This window comes from Ameyamaea chiangmaiensis, from assembly GCF_013376175.1.
Lineage (GTDB): Bacteria > Pseudomonadota > Alphaproteobacteria > Acetobacterales > Acetobacteraceae > Ameyamaea > Ameyamaea chiangmaiensis.
This window is the reverse complement of sequence record NZ_JABXXR010000022.1, coordinates 1-21,401: the sequence shown is the minus strand read 5'-3', so window position 1 is coordinate 21,401 and position 21,401 is coordinate 1. Positions and strand designations below refer to the sequence as shown.

Sequence of the window (21,401 nt, the reverse complement as noted above, 5' to 3'; positions counted from 1 at the left end):
TCGTACACGCAGCCATGAGGGGCCGGCCCATAACAGGCCGGCCCGTAACCTCAGGACACGGAACGAACCCATGCGTCTTCTTGCTTCCCTGACCGCTGTCGCGACAGTGCTCGCCGGCCTGTCCACCGCACAGGCCGCGTCGCTCCACACCGATTGGGAAAAATTCAAGGCGGGGCACGCATTGCGTCGCCTGTCCGCGGATGGTCAGCGCGCGTTGGCCGACATCGCGACGGCGCACGATCTTCTGGCGCAGGGCAAGACAGACGCCGCCATTCCTTCGCTGTATGACGCCCAGAAGCGACTGGCCGCAGCCGGCAAGGCGCGGCAGAACTTCATTGCAGCCGAGAGCGACCTTCATCCCGCGCCGCAGCATCCGGCGGCACCTGGCCACGCGCCGGTCACGGCACCCACGGCGTGGATTCCGGTGGGCGGCGAATTCATCGTGACGGACACACTCGCTCCGGAACAGAAAAGCGCCGTCGCCACGGCCAACCAGCAGCTCAAGGCCGGTCAGACCAAGGACGCTGCCCAGACAATGCAGATCGTGGACCAGAACACGGACTTCATCCTTGCGCTGGCCCCCCTCGCCCAGACCCAGGGCGCCCTGAACCGCGCAACGGTGTTCACGGAAGGCCGTGATGCCAAGGACGCAGTGGACGCACTCGACCAGATTGCCGCCAGCCTTGTGTTCGTGTCCGAAGACGTGAACGAGGCAGCCGTGCCGGCACCCGCCAAGCACTGAAGCCCAAACGGCGTCAAAGGGGCGAGGCGTTCCCGCCTCGCCCCTCGCGACGCTTCAACCGACAGCGGCCGCGATATCGCGGCGCGCGGCTTCGAACGCCGCAGCACGACCTTCATCGCCCATGGCCACCCCCTCCGCGCGAATGACGACGACGTTCGTCAGACCGATGAAGCCCAGCACGGCGCGCAGATAGGTCTCATGATGCTCCAACGCAGCCGCCGGGCTGCCGTCGGAATAGACACCGCCGCGTGACGACACCAGATAGAGCGTCTTGCCCGTAGGCAGCAGCCCTTCCGGACCATTTGCCCCATAGCGGAACGTCCGACCGGCCACGATGACGCGGTCGATCCAGTTCTTGAGCTGGGACGCAATACCGAAATTATACATCGGCGCGCCGATCACGATCGCCTCGGCGGCAAACAGTTCGTCAATGAACGCCGCCCCACGGGCCAGATCGGCGGCCAGCGCCGGGTCCGTGACCTCGGCCCCGTGCAACGCGGCCAGATGAGCACCCGTCAACGGCGGAACAGGGTCCGCGACAAGGTCATGCGTAATGACCTGCGCGCCCGGCGCACGCGCCTGCATGGCCGCCACCAGTTCGGCCGACAGGACGCGACTGACAGACGCATCGCCCAGAATGCTCGAATCCAGATGAAGAATGGTCATGGTGAAAAACTCCTCGGAAGAAACACGACATCTTCCGTCCCACAGCCAGACCCTCCGGAAAAGGTGCTATTATCCGGCACTTTCCATCGGTTTTTCAGATGGATCAGGTAGCGGGACCCCCGGCCATGGCCGGGCACCGGTCATATGTTCCAGCCGCCCCGCTTCCGAGCAGCGCCGCAGACGCTCGATCAGCCACCGACCGGCCGGTCCGGGCGGACGAGAGACCGGATAGACCGCCGACATGGGCAACAGCAGCCCGTCGGCGGGAACATCCTCAATCGCCAGCCGCACAAGCCGCCCCGCGGCAATGTCTCCGTTCACGAGATGCAGGGGCATGCCACCCCAGCCGAGACCATCGAGCAGGAACGCGTGTTTTGCGAACAGATCGGCCAGCCGCCATGTCGAGGACGACATGACCCCGAGGTCCCGGCCCTTCGACAGATCGGACCGGTCCGTCAGCACGAGTTGCGTATGATGCGCCAATGCGGCGCGCGGGATCAGTCCGTCCCATGCGGCCAGGGGATGGTCGTGCGCCGCGACCATGACCAACCGGACCGCGCCCAGACGCTCCTCCGTCAGGCCCGGCGGCATGCTGGGCAGCGAGCCGACGATCCCAAGTCCCGCGCGCCCGTCGAAGATCGGTTGATACGCAGCCCCCAGTGCCTCGCTGTAAAGCCGCAGACCGACCTGCGGGAAACGCGCGCGGAATTCACGCGCGGCGGCGGTCATGATCTCGAACGGAAAGAACACGTCCACCACGACCGACAACTCGGCCTCCAGCCCCGAGGCCATGCCCCGTGCCCGCGCCTTGAGCGTCTCCACCGAACCGACGATGGCACGCGCATCGGTCAGCAGGACCGTGCCCTGCGCCGTCAGGCGCGGATAACGGCCCGAGCGGTCGAACAGCACGACGCCGATCTGGGCCTCGAGCGCACCCACCATCTCGCTGACCACCGACTGGGAGCGACGCAGCTTCCGGGCGGCCGCGGAGAAACTGCCCTCCTCGACGGCGGTGACGAAGCAACGCAACTGGTCGAGCGAAACGCCATCGAGCATCCGGGCCTGTTCCTTTGCGCGGTCGACGCCACGCGGGCTGCCGCGCTCAGTGCGTGGCGGGGGGCGGCGCGATCTGTCCGTTCTGCTCCGTGACGGTCGCATCGGGCGTGACCGTACGGTTCATGACCTCGAACGACACGGCGTCGCGGGTCGTGACATCGACGTCGTCGCCGACCTTGAGCGTGCCCAGAAGCGCCTGCATCGCCTTCGTGTGCAGCGTGACAGTCCGGGTCGCGCCATCGGCGTCGCTGAACGTCACGACATGCTTGACCGGGTCGATCGCCAGCAGGTGCACACGCTGCCGCCGGGTCGAGACCATCGTGCCATGCGGGTGGTGCCTGACGTAGCCACGGGCGGTGGACACGGTCGACTCCGGCAGGGGCGATCCGGGCTGCGAAATCTCCGCGTCCATCGTCTGGAAGAAGCGCAGGTTGATCTGGTCGCCGGGCTGCAGATGCGGCAGCGCGTGCGCCTGCGTCGGGATCACGACACTGATCAGACCGCCATTATGATCACGCAACAGGACCGTGTGGCTATCGGGATCGACCGTCTCCACGACGGCGGCAGTCGTCTGATTGCCGGTAATCACGCCTTGCGCACGCAGCGACACGGCCGGTGCGGACAGGGCAACCGCACAGCCCACGGGAATGACGCACGAACGTGCAAGACGCAGGATCAGCGAAGACACCATGACAGGGTTCGGGCCTCTTTTGTGTTGCATAAAGGACAGACCCCCGAGGCATATCCCCTTTGTCCCGGACAGACAACGCATGGCGTCCCCTCCCCGGCGATCCGTTCCCGCTCGACGCCGTGGTCGCCCAACAGATTGTGAAGACAGGGCCGCCTTTGCGAAAAGTGCCGCTTTTCCGCGCCCTTCCCATATGCACGCGCGCGGCGCTGTTGTCTGGATCGATCCAGACCGCCCTTGTCCGGACCGGCTGCCGCCATTATCCCCGAAGAGGCGGGGCCCCGGTCGCCCTGCGCGTTCTCCGCTACGCAAGGTCCCTCCACCCCGATGTCCGAGCCGTCCGGCCTTTCCTTCTCGCCTGCCTACCAGGTCTTCGGACGCGACGACTGGCGTGCCCTGCGCAAGAACACCCCGCTGACCCTGACGCCTCAGGATTTGGAACGCATCCGCGGCCTGGGTGTCGATCTGTCGCTGCAGGAGGTCGAGGACATCTATCTGCCGTTGTCGCGCCTGCTGAACCTGCATGTCCGCGCCGCCCGGACCCTGCATACAGTGCAGGACAGCTTTCTTAACAACGCGCCGGTGACGTCGCCCTATATTATCGGGATCGCGGGCAGCGTGGCGGCGGGCAAGAGTACGCTCGCGCGCGTCCTGCGCACCATTCTCAGCCACTGGCCCGACCATCCGCGCGTTGATCTGGTGACGACCGACGGCTTTCTTCATCCGCTTGATACGCTCATCGAACGCAAGCTGGCACACCGCAAGGGTTTTCCCGAAAGCTACGACCTGCCCGCAATGATCGCGTTTCTCGCGGCGATCAAGTCCGGCGCGCCAAATGTCAGCGCGCCGGTGTATTCGCATATCGCCTACGACATCGTGCCGCACGAACGGCAGTCGCTCGATACGCCCGACATCCTCATCTTCGAAGGCCTCAACGTCCTTCAGCAGCCACATGGCACAGCGCTTCTTGCGTCCGATTTCTTCGATTTCTCGATTTACCTCGACGCGGAGGAGCCTGATCTGGAGGCGTGGTATATCGACCGCTTCCTACTCCTGCAGCGAACGGCATTCCAGAAACCCTCATCATATTTCCATAACTACCGCGACCTCTCCGTGCCCGAGGCAACGACCCTTGCGCGCCGGTTCTGGTCCGACATCAATCTGATCAACCTGCGCGAAAACATCCGTCCAACGCGCGAGCGCGCGCGCCTGATCCTGCATAAGGCCGGCGATCATCGCGTCGACCGGGTGGCCCTGCGTCTGCTTTAACGCGACGGACACCTTATCACATTTTCCGTATCCTGCGGCAGGGTTCAAAATCCGGCTTGACCGTGGCGCGAGACGTGTGACTACCATCGGCGCCATAAAAACAAGAAAACCGTCGGATGCCGTCATATCAGGAACGCGCAGGCCGAGGGAGGATATCGCCCTGTGACTGAAGCCCCCGATATGCGCAGTCTCGCGTCGCTGATCGATCACACAATCCTTAAACCTGACGCCACACACGCGCAGATTCGCCGATTCTGTGAGGAGGCCCGTCAGTTCGGCTTCCGCTCCGTTTGCGTCAACTCGCTCCACGTTCCCGTCGTGGCGGACTGGCTGGCCGGAAGTGCGGCCGCCGTCTGCGCGGTCGTCGGCTTCCCGTTAGGCGCCGTGTCGCCTGCGATGAAGGCCGCCGAAGCCGCCGAGGCCGTGGCCGGCGGGGCAAGTGAGATCGACATGGTCATCGATATAGGCGCGCTGAAGGACGGGCGGGTCGACGCCGTGCGCGAGGACATCGCCGCCGTGCGGTCGGCGGCACACGACGCGACACTGAAAGTCATTATCGAGACGTGTCTCCTGACGGACGATGAAAAGCGCATAGCGTGCCGCATCGCCGCCATGGCGGGTGCCAATTTCGTCAAGACGTCGACCGGCTTTTCCAGTGGGGGCGCCACAACGGCCGACGTCGCCTTGATGTATGCCGAAGTCGGGCCCACCGTCGGCGTCAAGGCTTCGGGCGGCATCCGGACGCTGGAAGTCGCCCGTGCCATGCTGGCGGCCGGGGCCACACGCATTGGAACCAGCGCCGGAGTAGCGCTCGTCACACAGACGGAGCCCGTCTCCACCGGTTACTGACACCCCTTCCGACATCTGCACATAAGAACCCGAAAAGGGACGAACAGCACGATGATTACGCTCACACGGCGCGGCTTTTCCGGTCTTCTGGCGGCGGGAGCCGTCGGCCTGACACCTCTGTTGCGCGCCTCGGTCGCACGGGCTGCCCCGTTCGATACATCGAAGGTTCCGTCGGGGCTGGGGGCGAAAGACACGAAGAAATACGTGATCGCGACGGTCGTGAAGGTCGACGGGATCGCTTGGTTCGATCGCATGCGGGTGGGCGTGAAGCAGTTCGGCGCCGATCAGGGTCACGACACCTGGATGGTGGGACCAAGTCAGGCCGACGCGGCCGCCCAGGTCCAGATCATCGAAAACCTGATCGCCCAGGGTGTGGACGCCATCTGTATCGTGCCGTTCTCGGTCGAGGCCGTCGAACCGGTGCTGCAGAAAGCCCGCGACCGGGGCATCGTCGTGATTTCCCACGAAGCGTCCAATCTCCAGGCGACCGATTATGATATCGAGGCCTTCGACAACCATGCCTATGGCGCCAAACTCATGGACAATCTCGCCCGCCAGATGGGTGGCGAGGGCAAATACATCGCGACGGTCGGCAGCCTGACGTCCCAGTCGCAGAACGAGTGGATCGACGGCGCCGTCGCCTATCAGGAAAAGAATTTTCCCAAGATGCGACAGGTGGCGCGGCGCATCGAGACCTACGACGACGCGACGACCGACTACAATAAGCTCAAGGAGGTTCTGACCACCTACCCCGATCTGCGCGGCATTCTTGGTGCGCCTATGCCGACGTCGGCGGGTGCCGGACGGCTGATCGCCGAGCGTAACCTGAAAGGCAAGCTGTTCTTCGCCGGAACCGGTCTGGTGTCGGTGGCCGGCCAGTATCTGAAAGACGGTGATATCGCCTACATCCAGTTCTGGGACCCCGCCATCGCCGGCTATGCGATGAACCTGCTCGCGGTTATGGCGCTGGCCAAAAAGCCGATCAAGCCCGGACTCGACCTCGGTCTCGAAGGGTACCACAACCTCAAGGCGGCGGGCCGCGACACGCTTCTGGTGGGCGAGGGTTGGGTCGGCGTGACCAAGGACAATCTGGGCGCTTATAATTTCTGACGCGGAGTGCCGGCATGACCGCGCCCCTTCTCGAACTTCGCGACGTCGTGCGCCACTTCGGGGGCGTCAAGGCGCTGGACGGCGTGTCGCTCAGCATCATGCCCGGCGAGATTCACTGTCTCGCCGGAGAAAACGGCTCAGGCAAATCGACCCTGATCAAGATCGTATCCGGTGTGAACACGATCGATCGCGGGCACATCCTGGTCGACGGAACGCTGGTCGATACCATGACGCCCCGTCTGGCCATCGCCCACGGGATTCAGGTCATTTATCAGGATTTCTCGCTGTTCGGGAATCTGACGGTCGCCGAAAACCTCGCGCTTGGCGCGGAGGTCCGCGCCGGACGACGACTGGTCAACTGGCGCCGCATGCGCGCGCATGCGCAAGCCGCCGTCGATCGGCTTGGTGTCGCTCTCGATCTCGACGCAACGGTCGACAGCCTGCCCACCTCCGGGCGGCAACTCGTGGCGATCGCACGCGCTCTCATGGCCGATCCGCTTCTGCTGATCATGGACGAGCCGACCACGACCCTGACAAGCCGCGAGGTCGCTGCCCTGTTCGACGTCGTGCGCGACATCCAGTCGCGTGGCATCGCCGTTTTGTTCGTCAGCCATAAGATGCGCGAAATGCTCGCCATCAGCGAGAGGATCACGATCCTGCGCTCTGGCCTTGTGGTCGCCGGCGGCCCGATCGGCCAGTTCGACGAAGCGGGCATTACGCGCCTTATGACCGGCAGCGAGATCGCCGAGGATCCTTACTTGTGGGATGCCTCTCCTGCCACACACCCGGTCCTGGCCGTGCGCGACCTGTCCGTTCGAGGCGTCCTTCACGACATCAACCTGACGATTGGCGCGGGCGAGATCGTCGGCGTGTCCGGTCTGCTCGGATCCGGGCGAACCGAGCTCGCACTCGCCTTGTTCGGATTATTGCCGTCTTACACAGGAACCGTGCAGATCGATGGCCGGGATGTGGCACTGCGTTCTGTGCGCCACGCCATCGCCAACCGCATCGCCTACGTGCCCGAGGATCGGCTGACCGAAGGGCTGTTCCTGCCGGAGTCCATCGATATCAACCTGCTCTGCGCGTCGTTCGACCGGTTGTCGCGCGGCGGCGTTCTGCGGCCTGAGGCCATGCGTGACGCAGCCGCTTCAGCCATCCGGGACATGGCCATCGCGACGCCGACCGGCGAACGACCCGTCGTCGAGTTATCGGGGGGCAACCAGCAACGCGTGGTGATCGGCCGGTGGCTGTTGCGCCACCCCCGTATTCTGATCCTCAACGGTCCGACCGTCGGCGTGGATGTCGGCTCCAAGGCCGGCATTCATCGCACGGTGCGTCGCCTCGCCCGCGAACACGGCATGGCGGTCATCATGATCTCCGACGACCTGCCCGAGCTCATCGGGAACTGTAACCGTGTTCTGGTCATGCATCGCGGTCGCCTTGTCGACGAGGTAGCCGACACGCGCAACGGACCATACGAGACCCGCCGGGCCGAGCGCGCGTTGTCGGACCGCCTGAGAGAACTGGCATGAGCAATACCCTTACCCCCGTCCTTTCGGGCCGCGCCGACTCTCCACGTCTGGCCTGGGTTCTCAAGCGTCCGGAACTTGGGGTCGGCGGTCTGGCGGTCGTCGCGATGGTCGTGATCGGCAGCATCAATCCGGCCTTCTGGGACGCCGCCAATCTGTTCAGCCTTCTGCGGGCGAATGTCATCACCGGGATTCTGGCGTTGGGCGTGATGATCGTCATGCTGTCCGGTGGCATCGACGTGTCGTTTCCCGCCTTCGCCATCGCCGCAATGTATCTCACGATCAAGGGCATGATCGCACTGGGATATGACGGTGTCGTGCTGCCCTTCGCCGTCGCGACGATGATCGGGCTTCTTCTTGGACTGATCAACGGATTATTCGTCTATGGCCTGCGCATGATCCCGCTGATCGTCACACTGGGCACCGGCACGGCAGTGCGCGGCCTGTTGCTTGGCGCCGTCGGGTCCAGCCAGATCAATATAGACCGCATGCCCCCGGCGTTGATCGGCTTCGGGCGGCTGGAATTCCTTCGCTCTGTCGGTGGCGGCAACGGCCTGTCGACGATGGTTGTGCTCTATGCCGCATTGGCCGTCATGGTTCACCTGATGCTGCGCCACACACTGATCGGACGCAGCATTTTCGCACTCGGCGGCAGCGAGGAGGCCGCACGGCGCGCCGGATTCAACGTCCGCACCACGATTTTTTTCATCTACGGCATGGCCGGTGCGCTGGCCGGATGTACGGGCCTGCTGCACGGCTCGATGATCTGGGTGGCCAACCCGCGCGACATGGTGGGTATAGAACTGGACGTCATCGCCGCCGTCGTCCTTGGAGGCACCAGCATTTTCGGCGGTCGCGGCAGTGTCATGGGCACGATGCTCGGCGTCTTCACGCTTGTGTTGCTCACCAACTCCCTGATCATCATGCATATCGACACCACCTGGCAACGCATCGTCACCGGCTCGATCGTCATTCTCGCCGCTGCGGCGACCTCCTGGCGTGATCGGAGGATTGCCGCATGACCGCCACACCCGCACGCCGGATGCTCGCGCTGCGCCCCAGACGAGTGGACCCCGCACTGGTGCAGATGGCCGCACTGGCCGTCGTGGTGTTCATCCTGATGGCGTCGCTCAACCCGCAGCGCTTCCTGCGGCCTTATGTGTTTGATTCGATCACCTACATGGCACCTGAACTTGGGCTGCTGTCGATCGCGATGATGCTGACGATGCTCAGCGGCGGCATCGACCTGTCGGTCATCGGGCTGGCCAACCTTGCTGGCATACTCGCCGGTCTGTTCTTCCATGCAACAGCCGGCGCCTCCGGCCCGGATCTGCGCCACGCGGGAGCGGCGGTCCTGTGCGGCGGGATCGGGATAGCCGTGACGGCAGGCATCGTCGGCGGCGCGATCAACGGCCTTCTGATCACCCGCGCGCGCGTTACCCCCATCCTGGCCACCATCGGTTCGGGACAGATTTTCACCGGCATCGCGCTGGTACTGACCGGCGGGCCGGCCATCGTCGGTTTTCCCGGGGCGTGGAGCGCCATCGGCAACGGACGCGTGCTCGGCGTCGCGGCTCCGCTGGTGATCTTTATCGTCATCGCCGGCACCATCGGCGGTCTGCTGACACGCACACCGTTCGGGTTGTCGTTAAAGCTGATCGGGACCAACACGCGCGCCGCGACGTTCAGCGGACTGCGCACCGGGCGAACGGTTCTGCTGTCCTACATCCTGAGCGGGACGCTGGCGGCGACAGCGGGCATTCTTCTCTCGGCGCGAACCAACGCTGCAAAATCCGATTATGGCATCTCCTACCTTTTGCAGGCCGTTCTGATCGCGGTATTGGGCGGAACGAACCCCGCGGGCGGCCGTGGCTCCGTCTGGGGGGTCACGCTCGCGCTGTTTGCCTTGATGCTGCTGTCGTCCGGACTTCAGCTGATGCGATTTTCCAACTTTCTGGTCGACTTCATCTGGGGCGCGTTTCTGCTGCTGTCGATCGCCCTCAATGCCCTGCGGCAGCGGCGGCGCTAGGGTCATGAACGTGATCGCGACCGTCGCGCTCGACCCGGATCAGGCCCACCGGGACGAACGTACGATTCTCGAAACGCCGACGCTGCGCGCGAGCCTGTTCCGCTACGTGTCCGGTATCGTCGGCCTCCGCCTGTCCAACACGCGCGGCGAACTGGTCGTCCTTCCATGGATGGGTCAGATCATCTGGCAGGCCCGTTTCGATGGGACTGACCTTGCCATGCGCGGCCCGCTGGACATTCCCCAACCAGCGGCGGAGATCGGCGGCACGTATGGAGGCTTCGCGTTTCATAGCGGGCTTTTGCGGAACGGGGTTCCGGCCAAAGGCGACGATCATGCGGCCCATGGCGAGTTTGCGTGCGCACCCATGCGCGCCGCATGGCTGGACCTCGTGACGATCGACGGCGAGACCGCCCTGCGGCTGGTGAGCGAGCGCGACCACGTCATCGCCTTCGGGCCGCACTACCGGGCACGACCGTCCATCACACTGCGCGCCGGGCAGGCCCTGTTCGACGTCTCGCTGAACGTCGAGAACCGGTCCGGCCAGCCCATGGAACTGATGTATATGCTGCATGCGAATTTCGCGTTCGTGCAGGACGGCCGGATTGGTCAAAGCGTACCGTATGATCCGGAACATGTCGCAACACGGCGCGTCATACCGGCGCACGTGGCGCCGACGGCCGCCTATCGTGCCTTCCTCGACACTGTGACCGGCAACCCGGGGCGGATGGAATACTTGCGCGAACCGGCGCTCTACGATCCTGAACAGGTCTTCTACATTCGCGATCAGCGAGTCGACGCCGAACAGAAAACGCTCCTGATGCTGCGCCATCCGGACGGTGCCGCGTTCGCCGTGCAGTACAGGCCGGACGAGTTTCCCGTCTGTGCCCGCTGGATCGTCCACAACGCGGACTATGCCGTCGCCGCCTTCGCGCTTCCTGCCACGTGCGAACCCGAAGGCTACAGTGCCGAAAAGGCCAAGGGGACGATACGTCTTCTTCCCGCTGGTGACAGCACGCAGTTTACCGTCCGTCTTGGCCACCTGACATCGCCCGAGGCCGACGTCATGGCCGCCCACCTCGCATCGCTTTCCCATGCAGTCGGAGAGTGCGCATGAACGCTCGCATCGGTGTGATCGGCAGTTGCATGGTCGATCTTGTGACCACGATCAGACGCATGCCGGACGCCGGCGAGACACTCGAAGCGCCCCGGTTCGCGTTGGGACATGGCGGAAAGGGGGCGAACCAGGCGGTAGCGGCGGCCAGGCTGGGCGCCGCCGTGACCATGGTCGGATGCGTGGGCGACGACCTGTTCGCGGACGGGACGCTGGGCAATTTCGCACATCTGGACATCGACGCGGGGCACGTCCGACGGGTGCCCGGCATGACGAGCGGCGTAGCCCCGATCTTCGTCGACGAAAACGGCGAGAATCGTATTCTGATCGTAAAGGGCGCCAACGCCGATCTGGCGCCCTCCGATGTCGACGCTGCCGCACCCGCCCTGCTGACGTGCGATCTTATCCTTCTGCAACTCGAAATTCCGCTCGATACGGTGTATTACGCAATCGACTGGGCGCGGCGTCACGGTCGACGGATCATTCTCAACCCGGCGCCCGCCGTGCCGGACCTCGCACTCGACAGGCTGGTCGGGGTCGACTTCTTCATGCCCAACCAGACCGAACTGGCCATTCTGACCGGACACCGTGCCGATACGCCCGAAGATGCCGCCGCCGCCGCGCGCCACCTTCTGGCACACGGAATCAGCACCGTTGTGGTAACGCTAGGCGCGCACGGAGCGCTGCTGGTCAACGCGGAGCAGACCAGGCTTATCCCGCCGGTGCACGTCGCCGTTCGTGATACGACCGGCGCCGGGGATGCGTTTATCGGTGCCTTTGCCGCACACTATGCTTCCGGAACGCCGCTCGTGGAGAGCCTGACGCGCGCCGCGCGCTACGCCGCCATGTCCGTGACGGCCGAAGGCACACAGACGTCCTTCCCCACGTATGAGGCCTTTGTAGAGTTTTGCGCAAACCTTGACGGACCGCCAGCGCGTTGAAGCGCCGGCGCCCAGACGCCAGCCGGCATCAGCGCGTCGTGTAGCCGCCGTCGATCACCATTACGTCGCCCGTGATGTAGCTGGCCAGCGGGGACGCGAGAAACACGACGGCGGACGCGACTTCATCAGGCTCGCCCGGCCGGCGCATCGGCGTCATGTCGATCCACACCGGTGACCATTCGGGATTTTCCAGACCGCCTTTGGTCATCTCCGTCGCGATATAGCCCGGCGCGACCGCGTTGACACGGATATTCTCACCCACCAGCTCACTGGCCAGCGATTTCGTCAGCATATGAACCGCCGCCTTCGACGCATTGTACAGCGCCTGATGCTGGGGAATGTTGGAGATCAGACCGGAGATCGACCCGATATTGACCATGGAGCCGCCCCGGCCGGCCTTGACCATATGCCGTGCCGCCTCTCGACTGCACAGATATGTCCCCTTGAAATTCGTATCGACGATGTCGGACCAATGCCGCGCGTCGACCTCGAGAAAACTCTGGTGGCGCGCGACGCCGGCACTATTGACCAGAATGTCGATCCCGTCCGGTGCCAGAATGGAAAACGCCTGCACGACGTCATCCTCGGACGTGACATCCACCGGCAAGAAGGACGCCGATACACCCCGTGATGACAACTGCGCCTCGGCGCGCTCACCGACACCGCGATCGCGCCCGGTGATCACCACTGACGCTCCGGCCTGTCCCAACATCGCGGCACATGCCAGTCCGATGCCGCGCGTCCCGCCTGTGACGATCGCGCGCTTTCCCGTCAGATTTATTTCTATACTCATTGTATTTTCCTATGCTCTTACAGATCTAGGCTCTGCGGCACGATCACCAGATCGCGCACGGTGACGGTACGCGGGCGTGTCAGCATGAACATGACCGCGTCCGCTACCATTTGCGGCTCCATCAGGCTGTGCGCGGCCAGGGCCTCGTCCATCTTTTCCTTGGGCCAGTCTTTCAGCAAACCGGTGATCACCGGTCCGGGGGCAACACCGCCCACCCGAATGCCGTTCGGCGCGACCTGACGGCGCACGGTATGGATGAAGGCCTGAACCGCATGTTTCGATGCAGTATAGATCGGCTCCCAGACCACCGGCACCAGTCCGGCGACCGAACTGGTCATCACGATGTCGCCGGTCCCTCGCCCGATCATGTGCGGCAATACCTCCCGCACACAGCGAAATGCCGCGTTGATGTTGAGATACAACATCCTGTCCCACGCATCGGGATCGCCGTCGGCGATCGGCCCTCCGACATACGAACCCGCGTTAGCATGCAGCACGTCGACCTGGCCGAACAGGTCCAGCACCGTGGGCACAAGCCGTCCGATGCTGTGCGGGTCCATCAGATCGACCATGACGGGTGCGCTGGCAGGCCCCAGTTCAGCCGTCAGGGCGCGCAGACGCGCAACGTCGATATCGGCCAGCGCCACGCGCGCGCCGGCGGCCAGAAGGGACCGGGCGCAGGCCAGTCCGATGCCCGAGGCTGCACCGGTGACGATGGCAACCTTTCCGGAGAGGTCAAAGTATTCGCTCATAAGTCCTCGCTCGTCGGCCGGAGCCGACGTTGGGGCGCGCCGTCAGGCACGCCCGTGGGAAAGACGGGAACGGCGCGTCAGCGAGTCCACGATGACCGCGATGGCCAGCACGGAACCGGTGATCATGTACCGCAGCGACGACGACAGATCGAGCAGCGTCAGGCCGTTCGAAATCGCCTGGATAACGACGATGCCGAGCAGGGCGGAGTACGCACTTCCCCGACCGCCGAACAGGCTGGTGCCTCCGATCACGGCGGCGGCGATCGCGTCCAGATTGACGTCCCCCGTGCCCGCCTGCTGACTGGCCGAAGCAAGACGCGCGGAGGCGAGAATGCCACCGATCGAGGCCAGCACCGAACACATCACGAACGCCGAGGTATAGGCGCGCGCGACATTGATGCCCGCGCGCCGCGCCGCTTCGCGGTTGCCGCCGACAGCAGTCATCGCGCGGCCCCAGCGCGTGCGCGTCAGGGTATAGTTCAGCAGCAGCACGAGCGCGATGAACAGGCACAGCATCCACGGAACGCCAGCGTCCCGATCGAGATAGAACACCAGGGCAGCCAGAACCGCACCCAGCAGCAACGCCCGCCCGGCAATGGAGCGCACGGACCGTGACGACAGGTCGGCCCCGCGCCGACGCCGTGCCGTGCGCAATTCGGTGGCGAACAGCGCGAGCCCGGCCAGAACTGCCGCCGCATAGGCAATCGGTGGCGGAACGAACGCCGACTGGCCAAACGTCACAAGGCGCGACCCATACGGCAGGTTGATCGAGCCGGTGTCGCCGAGAATATACAATTGCAGCCCGAGGATCGCCAGAAGGCCCGACAGGGTGGAGACGAAACTCGGCATGCTGAAGCGATTGAACAAGAAGGCGTATACCAGACCGATGACCGCGCCACAGGCAATAGCCGCAGCGATCGCGGCCCACACCGGCCAGCCCATGTTGACCCACAGCACGCCCACCAGCGCCGACGAAAAGCCGCTGACCGATCCGACCGAGAGATCGATCTCGCCCACCATCAGGATACCCACGATACCCAGGGAGATGACGCCGATCGTCGACGAATCGTACAGGAGATTGACGAGGTTGCCGCTCGAGAGAAAGACGCTGTTCAGGCCTTCGAAGACGCCACAGATCAGCACGAGGCCGACGATGACCGGCAGGGAGCCCAGCTCCCCGCTGCGTATGCGGTCGAGGAACAGCCTGATCGTGTCGACCGGGCTGTCCGAGCGGTGGAGGCGCTCGTCCGTCCGGTCGATCAATTCCGCGGCTTTCATGCGCCGGCTCCCTCGGTACCGGCCGCGTCCATATGACGCGCCCGCCGCCGCGAGACCGCATTCTCGCTCGCGCCGGTGATGGCGGTCACCAGTTCGGCGTTGGTCGCATCGGGGTAGAACACACCGTTGTTTCGCCCGAGGCGCAGCACGACGATACGATCGGCCACGGCGCGCACGTCCTCCATGTTGTGGCTGATCACGATCACGGCCAGACCGCGTTCACGAAGGCGCTCGATCAGGTCGAGAACTTCCGCCGTCTGGGCAACGCCGAGAGCCGCCGTGGGCTCATCCAGAAGGATCAGCCTGGGTTCGAGCAGCAGGGATCGGGCGATGGCGACCGTCTGACGCTGCCCGCCCGACAGGGACGCGATCGGCACACGCACGCTGGGGATGCGCGCGGACAACTGACGAAGCAGCGTCCATGTCCGCAACTCCATGCCCACTTCGTCCAGCGCGAACGGCGACAGCTCCCGCCCCAGAAAGACGTTCCCGACGACATCGAGGTTTTCACACAGGGCAAGGTCCTGAAACACGGTCGCGATACCCAGCGCAAGGGCTGCGGCGGGGTCGGCGACCGTCACGTCCTGCCCCGCGAAGCGGATGGTGCCGGCCGTCGGCTGGTGAACACCGGAGAGAATCTTGACCAGGGTCGATTTGCCCGCGCCGTTATCACCCACAAGCGCCACGACCTCGCCTGCGTGAACGTCGAGTTCGATATCCGTCAGGGCCGACACGGCGCCAAAGCGCTTGGACACCCCGCGAAGGCTGAGCACGGGTGTCATGGCCTGCGCCGCGCCCGCGTCAGCCGCGACATCGCTCGCCGCGCTCACGGTGTTATGCCAAGCGTCTGGCAACCCTCGGCATAGCGCCCCGCGCACAGGACGGACGCCTTCTCGATCGATTTGCCATTGACGGTCTTGTCGATGATCTCGGCCTTGACGTTCGCGGTCGTGATCAGCGTCGGCGTGAAAAGTTTCGTGGGCGTGTCGAACAAGGTTGTCGTGGTGTCGGGCTTGTTCCCTTCCAGAAGCGCAATCGCACCCTGGGCCGCCGTCGCGCCCACGATCTCGCTGGGCTTTGAAATCGTGTTGTATTGGTCGCCGGAAATTACCAGCTGCAATCCCGCGATCGTGGCATCGTTGCCGGTGACGGGTGGCACCGGATTCACCCCGGCGGCACGGAAAGCCGCGATCGCGGCACCGGCGGTCCCGTCATTGGCGGCGACAACGCCGACGATCTTCTTGCCAAAGCGCGCGATCTGGCCGGAGACCCATTGTTGCGCCTTGGGTGGCAGCCAGTCCGGCGTGTCATATTCGGCCAGGGTCGTATAGCCGCTATTGGCCAGCCCTTCGTGGATCCCTTTCTTGATCAGGCCCGCCGCGGCATCCGTGGGTGAGCCGTTGACCTCCAGAACACCTCCGTTGGACGGCGAGACATGGCTGTCGCGCAGGTGCTGGACCAGCGACTGCGCGATCATCCGGCCGATCGCCTGATTATCGAACGACACGTAATAATCAGCCTGAGCGCCGGGAATGGGGCGATCATATGCAATGATCCTGATGCCACGCGCCTGCGCGGCCTTGACCAGCGACACGGCCGCGGTGGAATCGACCGGGTCCATGACAATCACTTTCGCACCCTGGGAGATCACCGAATTAAACTGCTGCTGCTGGCGCGAGGCGTCCGCATTGGCATTCTGATAGAGCACCGTGCATGTGGGGCAGAGCCGCTTCACCTCCGCGACAAAGCCCGGCCGATCGTGCTGCTCGTAGCGGGTCGAGGCCTCGTCGGGCATCAGGAACCCGATCTTGGCGTGTTCGACCGTCGCTGCCCGCGTCACAGCCGGTGCAACCAGAGAGGTTACCGCCAGAAGCGCGATAACGTGCGGCATATGCTTTGAAAAAACAGTCATTGTCTTGACCTTGTTGGTTGTTGCGGGGCGCGTGGCCCCGTTGCAGGGCACCCTGTGTCAGGGAGCCATGGCCTCCTGACCGTCGTGATTCCATGTTCGCGCGCATGCGCTATTCTGACGCTGGCACACGCGGTAGGCTCGCGGCGTCATGCCCTTGAGCACCCGGAACGTACGGTTGAAGTTCGAGACATTGTTGAATCCGACGCTGAAGCAGATATCGGTAATCGATTGCGCGGTGTCGGCCAGAAGCTGGCAGGCCCGGTTGATGCGCAGCGTGTTGACATAGGCCGGCAGGCTCATGCCCGTGTGCCGATGAAACAGGCGCGAAAACGCGCTGACCGTCACGCCGCAACGCTGCGCCAGATCGGCTTCACGCACATCATGTTCAAAATTGACCGCGATATGATCGAGGACACGGTTCAGCGGTGTCTGCCGATACCGCGCGGGTTCAGAACGGTATCCCGCACTTGCCAATGTCCGCCGCCCGCTGTCACGACCCAGAAGATCGAGAATACGCAACAGAAGTGCTGGGCGCGCCCGCGCCTCCCCATCGCACATCTGGCGCATCAGAGGGTCCACGGCGCGACTCGTCTCGGCGGAAAATTCAACCCCCGCCTTCGCGTCAAGGGCCAGAGAAGGAAGGTCGAGCATGGGAAACATCGCGCTACAACCGTCAAGAAACCCGCGCGTGAACTGAAGCACGATGCAGCGCCGATCGATGACGGTCCCCGGTGCCACGTCGCTGACCCAGTTATGGGGCAGATCGGGGCCGGTCATGACGAGATTGCCCGGTGCGAACGCCCCCACATAGTCTCCGACGAAGGCGCGGCCGGACGTCTCGGTCACAAGGTGGATTTCGAATTCAGGATGGAAATGCCAGCGTACCGTGCGATAGGGGTAGCCATGCGTCCAGATCCTGAACGCTTCGCCATCCATCACCGGGGTTTCAAGGTCCGGCGCGTTCATGGCACCCGTGTCAGGACGTGGCACCGCGGGTCATCGCCCCCCGCGCGGCGGACAGAAGATCGGATCATGACACCAGCCCGGCGCTCGCCGAGTGTCCCCGACGGCGTCTGTTCGTTCTTGTTAGACGAAGCGTAGCGCACCCGTGCGCGCAATTCCTCCTGTTTCCGCGCCGCTCACCGATAGTTTTTTGACCGGTCCGGTCACAATCCCCGCAGAAGATGGCTAAGCCACGTCAGCAGCATCCGTATGGAAAAATCCCCCATACGCCGTCGGCGGGCGTCCCTTATGGCGCGTTCACGGGAGGATGGATCCTGCATGCCCGATCATGGCGCCTGGGCCACGCCCGCCGTCAAGTCTTCATCAGCGGCACGCGATACAGACGATCGCGACCCGGCACGTAAAGATCGCCGCCCCCGCCGAACAGGGAGCGGATCGGAGGCGCCGTCACATCCAGCCCCCCCGTGTAGGCACCGAAGGCGGGCAGGATCACCCGCCCCCCGCCCACGACGAAGCACGGCCGCACCACGGCATGGCCACCAACGCGAACACGCGCCTTCGGATGGAGGTGTCCCGCGACTTCAGGCGCGATCACGGCAGACGACGGCTCATGCACAAAACCAATGGACCGCCGCGCGAAGAACGGAACCACGGTGCCCGGCAGGGTCGGCGGCAACGCCGGATCATGGTTGCCGATCAGCCAGACCGGCTGGGCCAGCGTCGCCAGTGTCGCCAATGATGCCCGCGCCTCGACGTCCAGCCGCCCGACCGCCGCCGCATCATGAAAACTGTCGCCCAGCGCGAGAACGGTCTCGGGACGCACGTCGCGCACCACGGACAGAAGACGCGCCAGCGTCTCGCGCGTGTCGTAGGGCGGCAGAAGAACACCGGTGTGGCGCCGCGCCGTCGCCTTTTCCAGATGCAGGTCCGCGACGACCAGCAGGCGCTCGGCGGGCCAGTACAGAGCCTTCTGCGGCAGCAGGACGATCGCCTCGCCGCCCAGCGTGATCGCAACACCCGTGTTCAGCCCGACCGTCATGGCAATCCGGCCTCGCGCACCAGCGATTCGATCTCCTCCAGCAACAGGTCCTCACCCTCGCCGCCCTTGATGCGGTTCCGGCCGAGCTCCAGCAGAACCGGCACGGCCAGAGGCGACACGCGGTCCAGACGCCGATGGTCGATGCGGCCCTGCACCCGGGCCACAAGCGCTTCGATCCGATCGAAACTCGTCAATCCGCGCTCCGCGTCCTGCCGGGTCGCGCGCAGCAGCACATGGTCCGGATCGTAGCGGCGCAGCACATCGTACAGCAGATCGCTGCTGGCGGTCATCTGGCGTCCGGTTTTCGTGCGGCCGGGCAACTGTCGCTCCGTCAGGCCGGAAATGACCGCAACCTCGCGAAAGGCCCTTCGCATGACGGCACTTTCCGCCATCCATTCCGCAAGGTCACCCTCCAGAAGGCGCGGACTGAACAGGGCCGCGATATCGGTGGGCTCCCGCACGGACCAGCAGGCCAGCGCATCGTCGGTCGCCACGAACCCAAGCGGAGCGGCGCCCGTCTCTTCCAGCAAACGCGTGGCGAGCAGCCCCAGCGTCTGATGGGCATTCCGACCCTCGAAGCCATAGGCGACCAGATACCAGCGCTTCTGGCGCACAAACGTCTCGACCAGAAGTCGGTCGGGCGCGGGCAGGACAGACCGCGTGGCCTGCGCCTCCAGCCAGATGCGCACGTCGCGCGGCAGCCCGTCCCAGCGGCTCCGATCATGGATCAGGTCGCGGACGCGCCCGGCCAGACCGCGCGACATCGACAGGCGATTGCCGCCATAAACCGGCACCCTTGGCGTCCGTGACGCGGCATGCGCCACCATGACGGTCGTCTCGCGCAGGCTGAGAAACTCGACCACCTCGCCGCCCAGAAAGAACGTGTCCCCGGGGACGAGGGTGGAGGCGAAATATTCATCCACATCGCCGATGTCCTTGCCGCGGCGGGTACGCACGCGAATGCGCGGCGTATCGACGATGGTGCCGATATTCATCCGCGCGGTCCGCGCGATCGCCTCCGTCCGCACCCACATCCGGCCCAGCGAGTCCCGCTGCAGGCGCTTGTGCTCCTCATAGGCGCGCAGGGCGTAGCCGCCGGTTTCCACAAACCCCAGCACCTCGTCAAAGTGGCCGCGATCAAGCGCACGATAGGGAGCGGCACGGCAGACCTCGGCGAACAGCGGATCGGGCAGGAACGGTCCGTGGCACGCCGTCAGCAGCATATGCTGCGCCAGCACATCGAGCGCGCCCGGCCCGGGCGGCTCGCCGTCGAGTTCGTGCGCCAGAACGGCCTCGCGCGCGGCGATGCTCTCGAGTACCTCGAACCGGTTGGCCGGGGCGAGGAACGCGCGCGACGGGCGATCCATACGGTGGTTCGCACGCCCGATCCGCTGCGCCAGCCGCGCCGCTTCACGGGGCGCGCCGACCTGGATGATCTGTTCGACGTCCCCCCAGTCGATGCCGAGGTCGAGCGAACTGGTGGCGATCACCGCGCGCAGGTCACCCGCCGCCATTGCCGCCTCGATCCGGCTGCGCCGCGCAAGGTCCAGACTGCCGTGATGAAGTCCGATCGGCAGGTTGCGGTCGTTGATCTTCCACAGTTCCTGAAACAGCAGCTCGGCCTGCGCGCGCGAATTGACGAACACGATCGTCACCTTCGCGCGCTCGATCTGCCGCAGGATCGCCGTCGCACTGGCCAGACCCATATGCCCCGCCCAAGGTATCGGTCCGTCGGGCAGGATCAGAGCGATCTCCGGCGCAACACCCGCACCCGCACGCACGATGCGCGCCCCCCCGGGTGCGCCGCCCGCGACATAGGCGGCCATCGCCTGCGGATGGGCCACGGTCGCCGACAGACCGACCCGCCGCAGGCCCGGCGCCAGTGTGGACAGACGCTCGGCACACAGGGCGAGCTGATCGCCGCGTTTCGTGCCGGCAAGGGCGTGGACCTCGTCGATGATCAGCGTCCGCACACCGGCGAACAGCGTCGCCGCCTCGGGCCAGGACAGCATCAGGCTCAGGCTCTCGGGCGTGGTCAGCAGGACCTGCGGCGGGGTGCGGGCCTGACGAGCCCGCCGCGACGACGGGGTGTCGCCCGTGCGCACGTCCAGACGAAGATCGAGCGCGGCCTCGTCGATCAGGCGCGTCATCGCCTCGGCGATATTGGCGGTCAACGCCTTGAGGGGCGCCACATAGACGGTGTGCAGCCCGGGCTGCGGCGACTCGCTCAGGGCCACGAACGACGGCAGGAACCCGGCCAGCGTCTTGCCGCCGCCCGTCGGCGCGATCAGCAGCGCGGACTCTCCGGCGCGCGCCGCCTCCAGCATGGCAAGCTGATGCGGATGCGGATGCCAACCCTGGGCGGTGAACCACGTTCTGAAGGCAGCAGGAAGCGGTTCGGTCATCGTGGGAGACAACGCCCGCCCGAACCGCCAGTTGCGGGGAGAAGCAATGGTCGCGTGGCTGGTACCCAAACCCGAAGGGCTCTATTGCGTCCCGGGCGACGTTTATATCGACCCGCTCGTGCCCGTGCCGCGCGCCATCATCACCCACGGTCACGCCGACCACGCGCGCCCGAACCACGACGCGGTACTCGCCACGCGGGAGACGTTGGCGATCATGGCGCTGCGCATGGGCGAGGATCGCGCGGGGCGCGCGCGACAGCCCCTGGCCT

General features: G+C 65.0%; 20 protein-coding genes and 1 pseudogene. 10 read left to right on the top strand and 11 right to left on the bottom strand.

What is annotated here, in order from left to right:
* The first annotated feature begins 70 nt into the window (after positions 1 to 70).
* The gene (locus HUK82_RS05195; RefSeq protein ID WP_176612933.1) at positions 71 to 742 is read left to right on the top strand and encodes a YfdX family protein; all 672 of its coding nucleotides are present in this window, start codon (positions 71 to 73) and stop codon (positions 740 to 742) included.
* Between the two features lie 54 nt (positions 743 to 796).
* On the opposite strand, the gene HUK82_RS05190 is transcribed toward HUK82_RS05195, so the two are convergent.
* The 3 genes from HUK82_RS05190 to HUK82_RS05180 form a co-directional block, all read right to left on the bottom strand.
* Positions 797 to 1,408, bottom strand: coding sequence for an FMN-dependent NADH-azoreductase (locus HUK82_RS05190; RefSeq protein ID WP_176612932.1), 612 nt, complete (start codon positions 1,406 to 1,408; stop codon positions 797 to 799).
* Between the two features lie 69 nt (positions 1,409 to 1,477).
* Positions 1,478 to 2,464, bottom strand: coding sequence for a LysR family transcriptional regulator (locus HUK82_RS05185; RefSeq protein ID WP_176612931.1), 987 nt, complete (start codon positions 2,462 to 2,464; stop codon positions 1,478 to 1,480).
* 46 nt (positions 2,465 to 2,510) lie between these two features.
* Entirely contained in the window at positions 2,511 to 3,155 is a 645-nt protein-coding gene (locus tag HUK82_RS05180) for a preprotein translocase subunit YajC (protein WP_176612930.1), read from the bottom strand.
* 324 nt (positions 3,156 to 3,479) lie between these two features.
* On the opposite strand from HUK82_RS05180, the gene coaA reads away from it, so the two are divergent.
* From coaA to rbsK, 8 genes are all read left to right on the top strand, one after another.
* Entirely contained in the window at positions 3,480 to 4,421 is a 942-nt protein-coding gene (coaA, locus tag HUK82_RS05175) for a type I pantothenate kinase (RefSeq protein ID WP_176612929.1), read from the top strand.
* 162 nt (positions 4,422 to 4,583) lie between these two features.
* Positions 4,584 to 5,270 carry a deoxyribose-phosphate aldolase gene (deoC, locus tag HUK82_RS05170; RefSeq protein WP_456304195.1) on the top strand — a complete coding sequence of 229 codons (687 nt, stop codon included), beginning with the start codon at positions 4,584 to 4,586 and terminating at the stop codon, positions 5,268 to 5,270.
* A gap of 51 nt (positions 5,271 to 5,321) precedes the next feature.
* Positions 5,322 to 6,380 (top strand): autoinducer 2 ABC transporter substrate-binding protein, encoded by a 1,059-nt coding sequence (locus HUK82_RS05165; RefSeq protein ID WP_176612928.1) that lies wholly within the window; start codon positions 5,322 to 5,324, stop codon positions 6,378 to 6,380.
* A gap of 14 nt (positions 6,381 to 6,394) precedes the next feature.
* Positions 6,395 to 7,912, top strand: coding sequence for a sugar ABC transporter ATP-binding protein (locus HUK82_RS05160; protein WP_176612927.1), 1,518 nt, complete (start codon positions 6,395 to 6,397; stop codon positions 7,910 to 7,912).
* The gene (locus HUK82_RS05155; RefSeq protein WP_176612926.1) at positions 7,909 to 8,931 is read left to right on the top strand and encodes an ABC transporter permease; all 1,023 of its coding nucleotides are present in this window, start codon (positions 7,909 to 7,911) and stop codon (positions 8,929 to 8,931) included. Before HUK82_RS05160 ends, HUK82_RS05155 begins: the two co-directional genes overlap by 4 nt.
* Positions 8,928 to 9,938 carry an ABC transporter permease gene (locus HUK82_RS05150; protein WP_246495120.1) on the top strand — a complete coding sequence of 337 codons (1,011 nt, stop codon included), beginning with the start codon at positions 8,928 to 8,930 and terminating at the stop codon, positions 9,936 to 9,938. The genes HUK82_RS05155 and HUK82_RS05150 overlap by 4 nt, the downstream gene beginning before the upstream one ends.
* Before the next feature lie 4 nt (positions 9,939 to 9,942).
* Positions 9,943 to 11,052: a DUF4432 family protein gene (locus HUK82_RS05145; RefSeq protein WP_176612925.1), complete on the top strand. Its 1,110-nt coding sequence runs from the start codon at positions 9,943 to 9,945 to the stop codon at positions 11,050 to 11,052.
* The gene (rbsK, locus tag HUK82_RS05140; protein WP_176612924.1) at positions 11,049 to 11,990 is read left to right on the top strand and encodes a ribokinase; all 942 of its coding nucleotides are present in this window, start codon (positions 11,049 to 11,051) and stop codon (positions 11,988 to 11,990) included. The genes HUK82_RS05145 and rbsK overlap by 4 nt, the downstream gene beginning before the upstream one ends.
* 28 nt (positions 11,991 to 12,018) lie before the next feature.
* Here rbsK and HUK82_RS05135 read toward each other — a convergent pair whose 3' ends face one another.
* The 8 genes from HUK82_RS05135 to HUK82_RS05100 form a co-directional block, all read right to left on the bottom strand.
* Positions 12,019 to 12,783, bottom strand: coding sequence for an SDR family NAD(P)-dependent oxidoreductase (locus tag HUK82_RS05135; protein ID WP_176612923.1), 765 nt, complete (start codon positions 12,781 to 12,783; stop codon positions 12,019 to 12,021).
* A gap of 17 nt (positions 12,784 to 12,800) precedes the next feature.
* Positions 12,801 to 13,535, bottom strand: a complete 735-nt coding sequence (locus HUK82_RS05130) for an SDR family oxidoreductase (RefSeq protein WP_176612922.1) — start codon at positions 13,533 to 13,535, stop codon at positions 12,801 to 12,803.
* A 42-nt stretch (positions 13,536 to 13,577) separates the two neighbouring features.
* A complete protein-coding gene (locus HUK82_RS05125; RefSeq protein WP_176612921.1) occupies positions 13,578 to 14,813 on the bottom strand; it encodes a sugar ABC transporter permease in 1,236 nt (411 codons plus the stop codon).
* The gene (locus HUK82_RS05120) at positions 14,810 to 15,643 is read right to left on the bottom strand and encodes an ATP-binding cassette domain-containing protein (protein WP_264802247.1); all 834 of its coding nucleotides are present in this window, start codon (positions 15,641 to 15,643) and stop codon (positions 14,810 to 14,812) included. Before HUK82_RS05120 ends, HUK82_RS05125 begins: the two co-directional genes overlap by 4 nt.
* The gene (locus HUK82_RS05115) at positions 15,640 to 16,725 is read right to left on the bottom strand and encodes an ABC transporter substrate-binding protein (protein WP_212647829.1); all 1,086 of its coding nucleotides are present in this window, start codon (positions 16,723 to 16,725) and stop codon (positions 15,640 to 15,642) included. The genes HUK82_RS05120 and HUK82_RS05115 overlap by 4 nt, the downstream gene beginning before the upstream one ends.
* Before the next feature lie 57 nt (positions 16,726 to 16,782).
* Positions 16,783 to 17,691, bottom strand: a complete 909-nt coding sequence (locus HUK82_RS05110) for an AraC family transcriptional regulator (protein WP_176612920.1) — start codon at positions 17,689 to 17,691, stop codon at positions 16,783 to 16,785.
* Positions 17,692 to 18,040: 349 nt separating this feature from the next.
* A complete protein-coding gene (gene pdeM / locus HUK82_RS05105; protein ID WP_176612919.1) occupies positions 18,041 to 18,727 on the bottom strand; it encodes a ligase-associated DNA damage response endonuclease PdeM in 687 nt (228 codons plus the stop codon).
* On the bottom strand, positions 18,724 to 21,132 hold the full coding sequence (locus tag HUK82_RS05100) for a ligase-associated DNA damage response DEXH box helicase (protein ID WP_176612918.1): 2,409 nt from the start codon (positions 21,130 to 21,132) through the stop codon (positions 18,724 to 18,726). Before HUK82_RS05100 ends, pdeM begins: the two co-directional genes overlap by 4 nt.
* Position 21,133: 1 nt before the next feature.
* On the opposite strand from HUK82_RS05100, the pseudogene HUK82_RS05095 reads away from it, so the two are divergent.
* A pseudogene (locus HUK82_RS05095) lies at positions 21,134 to 21,401 on the top strand (ligase-associated DNA damage response exonuclease); the annotation flags it as partial.